The following is a 1,050-nucleotide window of genomic DNA, read 5'->3' on the forward strand; positions in this document are numbered from 1 at the left end:
GTAAAATCACTCTGCATGAGTGATTTGCCTTCCGATCCAGCATTGCTCCGACACACCGTGATGGCGCTGTCGTCAAGGCTTGCGGCGTTGTCGGCGGAATGCAGCACGCTTTCGGCCGAGCGTGATGCGGCGATCGCCCAACGCGACGCTGCGGTTCAGGAGAACGACAAGCTCCTGATGATCCTGTCCCAGTTCAAGCGCACGATCTTCGGTCCCCGCTCCGACACTGGATCCCGGACAGCTGCCTCTCTTCACCATCACGGCACAGGCGGCTGGTGCCGCGGCCAACGCCGACGTAACCGGAGGCAGGCTGCCTGATGGAGCGGAGGGCCGTGGAAAGCGACCGGCGCGACGCAACCGGGGGAAGCTTCCGGAGCATTTGCCGCGCATCGATGTCGTAATCGATGTCGAGAGCCACATCTGCCCTTGCTGCGGCGAGCGGCTGCACAAGATCGGGGAGACCGTCAAGGAAGCCTTCGACGTCGTTCCGGGTCAAGCGCATTGTGCGTCCGCGGTATGGCTGCCGGGGATGCCGCCAGGGTGTGATGCAGGCACCTGCGCCGGCCCAGGCGATCGATGGCGGGATGGTGACGGAAGCCTTGCTGGCCCACATCGCGGTGATGAAATACGGCTACCAGTTGCCGCTGTATCGGCAGGAACAGATGTTCGCCGCGCAAGGCATCACGCTCGATCGGCAGACGCTGGCCTCGTGGATGGGCCGCGCCGCCTGGTGGCTGAAGCCGCTTCACACGCTGTTGCGCGACACAGTGATGTCCTACCCGCGGCTGTTTGCCGACGAGACGCCGCTGCCAGTTCTCGATCCCGGCCGTGGCAGGACCAAAGTCTGCCAGTTCTGGGCGATCGCCACCGATGACCGTCCGTGGGGCGGCCCGGCACCGCCGGCGGTAGTCTACATGTTTGCTGAGGATCGCAAGGCGATCCGCGCCAAGCAGCTGTTCGGGGACTACCACGGCATCCTGCAGGTCGACGGCTATGCCGCCTACAAGGGCCTGATCAAGAACGGCGGCCATCTGGTGCAGTTGGCGTTCT

1 protein-coding gene and 2 pseudogenes are annotated in these 1,050 nt (G+C 64.4%); all 3 read left to right on the plus strand.

Features of this window, described 5'->3' with window-relative positions; all coding sequences use genetic code 11:
• Positions 1 to 318, plus strand: a pseudogene (locus C7G61_RS46880) (hypothetical protein); the annotation flags it as partial.
• Positions 257 to 463, plus strand: a pseudogene (locus C7G61_RS47800) (IS66 family transposase); the annotation flags it as partial. The pseudogenes C7G61_RS46880 and C7G61_RS47800, both read left to right, overlap by 62 nt.
• A partial coding sequence (gene tnpC, locus C7G61_RS42850; RefSeq protein ID WP_420836852.1) for an IS66 family transposase occupies positions 405 to 1,050 on the plus strand: 646 nt, incomplete at its 3' end. The pseudogene C7G61_RS47800 and the gene tnpC, both read left to right, overlap by 59 nt.

Source organism: Bradyrhizobium algeriense (assembly GCF_003062295.1).
Taxonomy (GTDB): domain Bacteria; phylum Pseudomonadota; class Alphaproteobacteria; order Rhizobiales; family Xanthobacteraceae; genus Bradyrhizobium; species Bradyrhizobium algeriense.